General features: G+C 76.3%; 1 pseudogene. It reads left to right on the top strand.

Annotation, left to right across the window (positions count from 1 at the left end):
• Window positions 1-91: 91 nt before the first annotated feature.
• Window positions 92-10,894 (top strand): annotated as a pseudogene (locus ACWD3O_RS20000) (type I polyketide synthase); the annotation flags it as partial.
• Window positions 10,895-10,898 lie beyond the last annotated feature (4 nt).

Here is a 10,898-nt window from a genome sequence, read left to right as displayed (position 1 = left end):
CCGCCGCCGCCCCGAGGGCCATCAGGAGAACACGATGACCGACAAAGCCGCCACGAGCCCCACCGAGCGCAAACTCCGCGACTACCTGGGCCGCGTGATCGCCGAACTGCACGACACCCGCAGGCAGCTGCGCGAAGCCGGCGCCCGGGACCCGGAGCCCATGGCCGTCGTCGCCATGGCGTGCAACCTGCCCGGCGGCGTGCGCTCACCCGAGGACCTGTGGCGGCTGCTCGCCGCCGGCGGGGACGGCGTCACGCCCTTCCCCGACGACCGGGGCTGGGACGACGTGCCGCTGGCGGCGGCCGACGGCGTCGCCGACGCCACCGCCTCCCAGGGCGGCTTCCTGCACGAGGCGAGCCTGTTCGACCCCGCGTTCTTCGGCATCAACCCGCGCGAGGCGCTGGCCATGGACCCGCAGCAGCGGCTGATCCTCGAGGCCGCCTGGGAGACGATGGAACGGGCCGGCATCCACCCCGGCACCCTCCGCGGCAGCCGCACCGGCGTCTTCGTCGGCACCAACGGGCAGGGCTACGGCGACGGCATGCAGGCGGGCCTGGCCGGCACCGAGGGCTACCAGCTCACCGGCGCCGCCACCTCCGTGCTCTCCGGGCGCATCGCCTACACGCTGGGCCTGGAAGGGCCCGCGGTCAGCGTGGACACCGCCTGCTCGTCCTCGCTGAGCGCCCTGCACCTCGCCCTGCAGGCGATCCGCAACGGCGACTGCACCCTCGCCTTCGTCGGCGGCGTCACCGTCATGCCCCACCCGGTCGGCTTCCACGAGTTCAGCCGCCAGAGCGGCCTGGCCTCCGACGGCCGCTGCAAGGCGTTCTCCGCCGACGCCGACGGCATGGGCATGGCCGAGGGCGTGGCGATGATTCTGGTCGAGAGACTCGCCGACGCACGGGCCGCCGGCCACCCGGTGCTCGCGGTGGTCCGCGGCTCCGCCGTCAACCAGGACGGCGCCTCCAACGGCCTCACCGCCCCCAGCGGCCCCGCCCAGGAACGCGTCATCCGCGCCGCCCTCGCCAACGCCCGCCTGACCCCTGACCAGATCGACGTCGTCGAGGCCCACGGCACCGGCACGGCGCTCGGCGACCCGATCGAGGCCCAGGCGCTGCTGGCGACCTACGGCCGCGACCGCGACCGGCCGCTGCTGCTCGGCTCGCTGAAGTCCAACATCGGGCACACCCAGTCCGCCGCCGGAGTCGCCAGCGTCATCAAGACGGTCCTGGCGCTGCGCCACGGCCTGCTGCCCCGCACCCTCCACGCCGAGGTGCCCACCCCGCACGTGGACTGGTCCTCGGGCAGCATCGAACTGCTCACCGAGCCGCGCCCCTGGGAGCCGGGCGAGCGCCCGCGCCGGGCGGCCGTCTCGTCCTTCGGCATCAGCGGCACCAACGCGCACGTGATCGTGGAGGAGGCGCCCCCGGCCGCCGCCGCGGCTGCGGCGTCCGCCCCGCGCCGCACCGGCCCCGGCGTCGTGCCGCTGACCGTCTCCGGACGCACCGCGCAGGCCCTGGCCGCCCAGGCGGCACGCCTGCGCGCCTTCCTCGACGAGGCGGGGGACGACTCCGCCGCCTCCGCCGCCCCCGCCGCCTCCGCCGAACTCGTCGACCTCGCCTACTCCCTCGGCGCGACCCGCCAGTCCCACGAGCACCGCGCCGTCGTCCTCGCCTCGACCCCGGAGGACGTCCGGGCCGGCCTGCGCTCCGTCGAGGACGGCACGCCCGGCCCCGGCGTGCTCACCGGTGCCGTCCGGCCGGGACTCACCGCCTTCCTCTTCAGCGGGCAGGGCGCCCAGTACGCCGGGATGGGGCGCGAACTGTACGACGTCTTCCCGGTGTTCGCCGAGGCCTTCGACGCGGTGTGCGCCCGGGTCGATCTCGAACTGCCGCTGCGTGACGTGGTGTTCGGGGACGACGCGGAGCTGCTGGCGCGGACGGTGTATACGCAGGCGGGGCTGTTCGCGGTCGAGGTGGCGCTGTTCCGGCTGCTGGAGTCGTGGGGCGTGACCCCGGACGTCCTGGTGGGTCACTCCATCGGCGAGCTCGCGGCGGCGCATTGCGCCGGGGTGCTGTCGCTGGACGACGCGTGCCGGCTGGTGTCGGCGCGCGGCCGGCTGATGGACGCGCTCCCGTCCGGGGGCGCGATGCTGGCCGTGGAGGCTGCCGAGGACGGGCTGGAGCTGCCCGAGGGTGTCGACCTGGCGGCCGTCAACGGGCCGACCTCCGTCACGGTCTCCGGCGACGCGGACGCGGTCGACGCGCTGGAGGAGCGGCTGCGCGCCGAGGGCGTCCGCGTGAAGCGGCTGGTCGTCTCGCACGCGTTCCATTCGCGGCTGATGGAGCCCATGCAGGCGGAGTTCGCCGCCGTCGCCGAGTCGCTGACGTACCACGCCCCGGCGATCCCGGTCGTGACGACTGCTTCCGGCGACATCACGACCCCCGGCTACTGGGTGGGCCAGATCCGCGAGCCCGTCCGGTTCGCCGACGCGGTCGCGCCGCTCACCGACGTGCGGGTCTTCCTCGAACTCGGCCCCGACGGCGTGCTGTCGGCGCTGGTTCCGCACCTGCACGACGGCACGCCCGCCGTGCCGCTCCTGCGCCGCGACCGCGACGACACCGAGTCCGCGCTGACCGCCCTCGCCCACGCCCACACCGCCGGCGTCACCCCCGACTGGGCCGCCGTGTACACCCCGTGGACGCCTGGCCGGATCGACCTGCCCACCTACGCCTTCCAGCGCCAGCGCTACTGGCCGGCCCTCGGCGGCGCGGCCGCGCTGGGGGCCGTGGGGCTGCGCGGCACCCGGCACCCGCTGCTGGGCGCGGTCGTCACGGTGGCCGGCGGCGACGGCCTGGTCCTCACCGGGCGGCTCTCCCGGGCCACCCACACCTGGCTCGCCGACCACCGGGTGGCCGGCACGATCCTGGTCCCGGGCACCGCGCTGGTCGACCTGGCCCTGCACGCGGGCGACCAGGTCGGCTGCCCCGTCGTCGACGAACTCACCCTCGACACACCGCTGGTGCTGCCCGAGCGGGGCGGCGTCCGCATCCAGGCCGAGGTGGGAGCGCCCCTCGCCGACGGCTCCCGGGAGATCGCCCTCTACTCCCGGCCCGACGACCTGACCGGAGCCCCCGAGGCGGACGGCGACTGGGTCCGGCACGCGAGCGGCGTCCTCTCCACCGCCCCCACCGCCGGGACCCCGCTCGTCGCGTGGCCGCCGCAGGACGCGGAGCCGGTGCGCCTCGACGACTTCTACGCCGCCACCGCCGCGGTGGGACTGCAGTACGGTCCTCTCTTCCAGGGCCTGCACGCCGCCTGGCGCGGCGCCGACGGAACGGTGTACGCCGAGGTCACGCTGCCCGCGCCCGCCGGCGCGGGCGCCCCGGAGCCCGGCGGCTTCGGCCTGCACCCGGCCCTCTTCGACGCCGCCCTCCACGGAGCGGCCCTGTACGACGCGGGCCACGGCGACGGCGCACGGGGCAGCGCGGGCCAGGGCGACACGGCGCGGGGCGGGCCGTCCGTCCGGCTGCCGTTCAGCTGGTCCGGCGTCAGCCTGCACGCGACCGGAGCGACCGCCCTGCGCGTCCGCATGGCCCCGGCCGGCCCGGACGCCGTCGCCCTCGACCTCGCCGACCCCGAGGGGCAGCCGGTCGCCTCCGTCGCCTCCCTGACCCTGCGCCCCGCCGGGGCCACCGGCGGCTCCGTGCGGCCCGACACGCTCTTCCAGGTGAGGTGGACCGCGCTTCCCGCGACGGACGACCGGCCCTGGACGGTCCTCACCGGACCGGCCGAACTCACGGACCTGGCGGCGCTGCCCGAGGTCCCCGCCCTGGTGGCCGTGCACGCCGGCCCGGCGGCCGGGGACGACGGCGACGAGCCCGCCCGGGTCCGCGCCGCCGCCCACCGCGCCCTGGAATGCGTCCAGACCTGGCTGGCCGACCCGCGCTTCACCGACTCCACCCTCGTCCTGCTCACCCGCGGCGCCGTGCCCGCCGGCCCGGCCCCGGTCGACCCGGCCGGCGCGGCCGTGTGGGGCCTGGTCCGCAGCGCGCAGACCGAACACCCCGGCCGTTTCGTCCTCCTCGACCTGGACCCCGCGGACAGCGCCGTGCCCGCCGCGGGACCGGCCGGCACCGACGAACCGCAACTCGCGCTGCGCGACGGCCGGTGGCACGCCCCGCGCCTCGCCCGCGCCACCGCCTCCGCGCCGCCCGCTGCGGAGACGACGCCCGCTGCGGAGACGACGCCCACTGCGGAGACGACGCCCACTGCGGAAACGCCGCCCGCCACCGAGGCGACGTCCGCCACCGAGGCGACGCCCGCCCACGGCACCGTGCTCGTCACCGGCGGAACCGGTGTCCTCGGGGCCCGCGTCGCCCGGCACCTCGCCGCCGAGCACGGTGTGCGCGAGCTGCTGCTGCTGAGCCGGAGCGGCCCCGCCGCCCCCGGCGCCGACGAGCTGGTCGCCGAACTGGCCGGACTGGGAGCCCGCGCGCGGGCCGTCGCCTGCGACGTGGCCGACCGCGCGGCGCTCGCCGCGGTGCTCGCCACCGTCCCCAAGGACCGGCCGCTGACCGGAGTGGTGCACGCCGCCGGCATCGTGGACGACGGCGTCGTCACCGGCCTGACCCCGGAGCGGATCGACGCCGTCCTGGAGGCCAAGGCGACCTCCGCGCTGCACCTGGACGCGCTGGTCGGGGACGTTCCGCTGTTCGTGCTGTTCTCCTCCGCCTCGGCCACCTTCGGCTCCGCCGGCCAGGCCGGGTACGCGGCGGCCAACGCGGTGCTCGACGCCCTCGCCACGCGCAGGCCGGGCGCCGTCTCCGTCGGCTGGGGACTGTGGGAGGAGACCTCCGGCATCTCCGCCGGACTGGACGAGACGGGCCGGGCCCGGATCACCCGCGCCGGCGGGCCGCTCACCACCGCCGAGGCACTGGCGATCCTGGACGGCGTCCGCACCGGCGACACCCCGCACCTGGTCGCCCTCCACCTCGACCTCCCCGGACTCCGCAAGGCCCTGGACGACGACCCCGCCGCCCAGGCGCCCCCGCTGCTGCGCGGCCTGGTCGTCCACGGCACACGGCCGGGGGCGGCGGCGGCGCGCACCGCCGCCGGCGCCGCCACCCCGCTCGGCGAGCGCCTCGGCGGGCTCGGCGAGGCGGAGCGCACCGAGGTCCTCGCCGAACTCGTCCGGTCCGAGGTGGCCGGCGTGCTGGGGCACACCGGCACCGACCAGGTGGAGGACCACCGGTCGTTCAAGGACCTGGGCTTCGACTCGCTGACCTCCGTGGAACTCCGCAACCGGCTCGGCGCCGTGACCGGCCTGCGGCTGCCCGCGACCCTGGTCTTCGACCACCCCTCACCGCAGGCGCTCACCGCCCACCTGCTCTCCCTCCTGACCGACGCGGGCCGCTCGGCCCCCACCACCGCGGGCCGCGGCCCCCGGACGCCCGCCGGGAACGACGAGCCCATCGCGATCGTCGCGATGAGCTGCCGCTACCCCGGCGGGGTGAACAGCCCCGAGGACCTGTGGCGGCTGGTGACCGAGGGCTCCGACGCGATCGGCCCGTTCCCCGACAACCGCGGCTGGGACATCGACAGCATCGACGTGCCCTCCCCCGACGGACCGGGGACGTCGTACGTCCTCGAAGGCGGCTTCGTCCACGACGCCGACCGTTTCGACCCCGTGCCCTTCGGGATCTCGCCGCGCGAGGCGCTGGCGATGGACCCGCAGCAGCGGCTGCTGCTGGAAGCCTCCTGGGAGGTGTTCGAACGGGCCGGCATCGACCCGACCTCGCAACGCGGCAGCCGCACCGGCGTCTTCGCCGGACTCATGTACCACGACTACGGCTCCACCATCACCGTGCTGCCCGAGGGCGTCGAGGGCTATCTCGGCACCGGCACCTCCGGCAGCGTGCTGGCCGGCCGCGTCTCCTACACCTTCGGGCTCGAGGGCCCGGCCATGACGGTGGACACCGCCTGCTCGTCCTCCCTGGTCACGCTGCACCTGGCCTGCCAGGCCCTGCGCGCGGGCGAGTGCGACATGGCACTGGCGGGCGGCGTCACCGTGCTCTCCACCCCCGGTGTCTTCGTCGACTTCAGCCGGCAGGGCGGCCTCTCCGCGGACGGCCGCTGCCGGTCGTTCTCCGCCGATGCCGACGGCACGGCCTGGGGCGAGGGCGTGGGCGTGCTGCTGGTGGAGCGGCTGTCGGACGCCCGCCGCAACGGCCACCAGGTGCTCGCGGTGGTCCGGGGCTCCGCCGTCAACCAGGACGGCGCGTCGAACGGCCTGACCGCGCCGAACGGGCCCTCCCAGGAGCGGGTGATCCGTGCCGCGCTGGACGCCGCCCGGCTCACCACGGCCGACGTGGACGCGGTCGAGGCGCACGGCACCGGCACCAAGCTGGGCGACCCGATCGAGGCCCAGGCCCTCCTCGCCACCTACGGGCAGGATCGCGAGGAGCCGCTGTACCTCGGGTCGCTGAAGTCCAACATCGGCCACACCCAGGCCGCCGCGGGCGTCGGCGGCGTGATCAAGATGGTGGAAGCGCTGCGCCACGGCGTGCTGCCGGCCACCCTGCACGTGGACGAGCCGACGCCGCACGTGGACTGGTCGGCCGGATCGGTCGAACTGCTGACGGAGGCGCGGGCTTGGCCCCAGGGCGAGGAACCGCGCCGGGCCGGTGTCTCCTCCTTCGGCGTGAGCGGCACGAACGCCCACGTGATCCTCGAGGAGTACCGCTCCGCCGCCGCCACGCCCGTCGTCACGCCCGCCGACGCGCCCGTGGCCGAGCAGCCTTCCGGCGTTCCCGCGCCCTGGCTGCTCTCCGGCAGGAGCGCCGGTGCGCTCCAGGAGGCCGGAGCGCGGCTCGTGTCCCTGACGGACGAGAAGGACCCCGCCGACGTCGCCTGGAGCCTGCTCACCGGCCGTGCGGTGCTGGAGCACCGTGCGGTGGTGGTGGGGGAGGACCGTGCCGGGGCGTTGCGCGCGCTGGCGCGGGACGTGGCGCACCCGGGTGTGGTGCGGGGAGTGGCGCGGTCCGGTGGTTCCCCGGTGCTCGTCTTCCCGGGGCAGGGCTCGCAGTGGCTGGGAATGGGACGGGAACTGGCGGCGTGGTCGCCGGTGTTCCGGGAGTCCTTGGAGGAGTGCGCGGCGGCTCTGGAGCCGTTCGTCGACTGGTCGTTGTCGGAGGTGCTGGAGAGCGAGGACGAGGCCCTGTGGGGCCGCGTCGACGTGGTCCAGCCGGTGCTGTGGGCGCTGATGGTGTCCCTGGCGAAGCTGTGGCGGTCGTCCGGCGTGACGCCCTCGGCCGTGGTCGGGCACTCCCAAGGCGAGATCGCCGCCGCCGTCGTCGCGGGCGGCCTGTCCCTCGAGGACGGCGCCCGCGTGGTGGCCCTGCGTTCCCGCGCGCTGCGCGCTCTGGCCGGACGCGGGGGCATGGTCTCCCTGGCCGCCGGGGCCGAGGTGGTCGGTGAGCTGGTGGCCCGCTTCGACGGCCGCGTGTCGGTCGCCGCGGTCAACGGTCCCGGTTCCACGGTGGTTTCCGGTGAGCCCGACGCACTGGACGCGCTGATGACGGCGTGTGAGGAGCAGGGCGTGCGCGCCCGCCGGATACCGGTGGACTACGCCTCGCACTCCGTGCAGGTGGAGGAGCTGCGGGAGCAGATCCTCGCCGACCTCGCCCCGATCAAGCCCGTGTCCTCCGCGGTGCCCCTGTACTCGGCGCTGACCGGTGGCCGGCTCGACACCGCCGAGATGGGCGCGCAGTACTGGTACGACAATCTCCGCTCCCTCGTCCGGTTCGGCGAGGCGACCAGCGCGCTGCTGGCCGACGGGCGGACCGTCTTCCTGGAGAGCAGCCCGCACCCGGTGCTGACCCCCGGCATCGAGGAGTCCCTGGAGGAGTCCGGACGCACGGGCGTCACCCTGGCCTCCCTGCACCGCGATCGCGGTGACGCCACCCGCTGGCTGACCGCGCTCGCCGAGGCGCACGTGGCCGGCGTCCCCGTCGACTGGACCACCGTCCTTCAGGACCGCACGGGCCACGAGGTCGAACTCCCCACCTACGCCTTCCAGAGGGCACGTTTCTGGCCCGAGAAGCGGGCGCTGCCCGCCGACGTCTCCGCCGTCGGGCTCGGCCGCGCCGACCACCCGATGCTCGGCGCCGCCGTGCCCGTGGCCGGCGGCGACGGCGTCCTGCTCACCGGGCGGATCTCCGCCGCCACCCACCCGTGGATCGCCGACCACGTCCTGCTCGGCACGGTCCTGCTGCCCGGCACCGCCCTGGTCGAACTCGCCCTGCGCGCGGGGGAGTCGGCGGGCCTCCCGCACCTGGACGAACTGACCCTGGAAGCGCCCCTCACCCTGCCCGGCGACGGGGCGGTCGTCCTCCAGGTCGCCGTCGGTGACGGCGCCTCCCCGGACAACGCCTCCCCGGACGACGGCCGTGCCGTCACCGTCTACTCCCGCGCCGAGGGCGACGAGGGTCCCTGGACCCGCCACGCCACCGGCACCCTGCGGGCCACCCCGGCCGGGCCCGCCCCGGAACCGGTCCCGTGGCCGCCCCGGGACGCCGAACCGGTCGACCCGAGCGGCTTCTACGCGGCCGTGGCCGAAGGCGGCTACGGATACGGCCCCGCCTTCCAGGGCCTGCGCGCCGTCTGGCGCCGGAAGGACGAGGTCTTCGCGGAGATCGCGCTTCCCCAGGAGGCCCGCACCGCCGGCGCAGGCTTCGGCCTGCACCCCGCACTGTTCGACGCCGCCCTGCACGCCGCCGGAGCCGGCCGCCTGTTCCCCGACTCCGAGGAGGTGCGCGTTCCGTTCGCCTGGCAGGGCGTCACCGTCCACGCGGCGGGCGCCACCGAGCTGCGGGTCAGGATCAGCCGCCCCGAGGGACGCGACGCCCTCCACCTGGACGCCGTGGACGCCTCGGGCACCCCCGTCGTCCAGGTCGAGACGCTGGAGCTCCGCCCGGTCACCGCCGCGCAACTGGCCTCCGCTCAGGGGCCGCGTGACGCCCTGTTCACCGTCGAGTGGACGCCGGCCACCGCCGGCGTGGCCCCCGTCTCGTGGGCCGTGGTCGGCGCCGACGACCTCGTAGCCGCCGACCGGCTGGCGGAGGAGACCTACGCCGTCGAGTGGCACGCCGACCCGGACGCCCTGATCGAGTCCGTCGACGCGGGCATGACCGTGCCCGAGATCGTCCTGCTCTCCGGGACCGCGGGACACGGCGGAACCCCCGAGGAGGTGCACCGCCGCGTCACCGAGGTGCTCGCCGCGGCCCGGACCCTCCTCGCCGACCAACGGTTCGACGGGTCCCGCATCGTCCTGCTCACCTCCGGGGCCGTCGCCGTCCACGACGGCGAGGACGTCACCGACCTGCCCGGCGCGGCCGCCCGCGGACTGCTGCGCACGGCCCACTCCGAGCACCCCGGCCGCTTCGCCGCCGTCGACGCCGACGCCGGCCTCGACGGGCTGACCGAAGCACTCCTGCCCGGCGAGCCGGAGACCGCCCTGCGCAAGGGCACCCCGCACGTGCCGCGCCTCGTCCGCGCCCGTGCCGCCGACGCCCCCACGACACCCGTCCGGGTCCAGGAACACGGCACCGTCCTGATCACGGGCGGCACCGGCGGCCTCGGCGCCCTGGTGGCCCGGCACCTCGCCACCACGCACGGCGTCACCGACCTCCTCCTGCTCAGCCGCTCCGGCCCCCAGGCGCCCGGCGCCGCCGCGCTCGCCGACGACCTCGCCGCGGTCGGCGCCCGAGCGGAGATCGTGGCCTGCGACGCCGCCGACCGGGACGGCCTCGCGCAGGTGCTCGCCGGCCGCCGGATCGGGACCGTCGTGCACGCGGCGGGCGTCCTCGACGACGGCGTCCTCACCGCGATGACCCCCGAGCGCGTGGCCACCGTGCTGCGTCCCAAGGCGGACGCGGCGCTCCACCTGACCGAACTGACCGACGCCGACACGTTCGTGTTCTTCTCCTCCGCCTCCGGTACCTTCGGCACCGCCGGCCAGGCCAACTACGCCGCCGCCAACGCCCTGCTGGACGCGCTCGCCGCCCGCCTGCGGGCCCAGGGCCGCGCCGCCCTCTCCATCGGCTGGGGCATGTGGGCCACCGCCACCGGCATGACCGGCCACCTCTCGGACGACGTACGGGGCCGCGCGACCGGCGACGGCACGGCCCTCTCCGACGCGGACGGCGTCGCCCTGCTCGACGCCGCCCTCACCAGCGACCGGCCGCACCTGGTGGCCGCCCGCCTGGACCTGGCGACGCTGCGGGCCCGCGCCGGCAGCGTCCCGGTGCCGCCGCTGCTCCACGCCCTCGTCCCGCAGCCCGCGCGGCGGGCCGCGGAGGCGGGGGAGGGCGCGGCGGCGCTCGTCACCCGCCTCGCCGCCCTCGACCCGGCCGGGCGACGGCAGGCCGTGCTCGACCTCGTCCGCGGCCACGCCGCCACGGTCCTCGGGCACGCCTCGACCGAGGCCGTGGCACCCGAACAGGGCTTCACCGACCTGGGGTTCAGCTCCCTCACGGCCGTCGAGATCCGCAACCGGCTCAACACCGCCACCGGCCTGAAGCTGCCCACCACGCTGATCTTCGACCACCCGAACGCCGCACGCCTCGCCGACCACCTGCTGGAGAACCTGGCCGTCGAGGACACCGCGACCGGCCCCGCCGCGCTGCTGGCCGACCTGGACCGGCTCGACAGCGCCCTCTCCGGCACCGGCCCGGGGGACGAGACCCGCGCCCGCGTCGTCTCCCGGCTGCACGCGCTCCTCGCCCGGTACGACGCCGGCGACGACGCGGACGCGGCCGGCGTCGCCATGGACCTCGACGCGGCAGGGGACGAGGAACTCTTCGCCTTCATCGACAACGAAACAGGAGTCTGAGGCC

The sequence above is a fragment of the Streptomyces sp. NPDC002640 genome, assembly GCF_053592575.1.
This window is presented reverse-complemented; position numbering and strand designations above follow the sequence as displayed.